The sequence below is a fragment of the Sphingobacterium composti genome (genome assembly GCF_009829075.1).
GTDB lineage: Bacteria > Bacteroidota > Bacteroidia > Sphingobacteriales > Sphingobacteriaceae > Sphingobacterium > Sphingobacterium composti.
Genome location: NZ_WUQZ01000081.1, coordinates 1 through 322, shown reverse-complemented (window position 1 = coordinate 322; position 322 = coordinate 1). Strand labels below are relative to the sequence as shown.

At 36.3% G+C, this 322-nt stretch carries 1 protein-coding gene; it reads right to left on the bottom strand.

The features are described 5' to 3' along the window. Positions 1 to 322 (bottom strand): hypothetical protein (locus GOQ17_RS16160; protein WP_201288663.1); only part of this gene is annotated, 322 nt, incomplete at both ends.

The window sequence follows — 322 nt, the reverse complement described above, 5'->3', positions numbered from 1 at the left end:
GTGAAGCAAGTAAAAGCATACCGTAACAAGCTGATAAGAACGCTGGCACTTTTTGCACGGCTTGTTTTTCTCTCACCTGTGCTTGTCCACACCCCATTAAGCTTTTTTGATCTCTAAACCCCACTTCGATTTCCCATCTTCGTATGTAGGATTGAACTAAAGTTTTGAGATTTATTTCTTGATCAGTGGAGATTAAATATGCGGGGTTTCGGTAGAGTAATTTAGACTTTTTAGTTAATCTATATCCAATAGGCTTGATTACAATCAACATTAAATTTTTATCACCAGATTTTTTCCAACGTATATCCTTGAGCACTTTTAC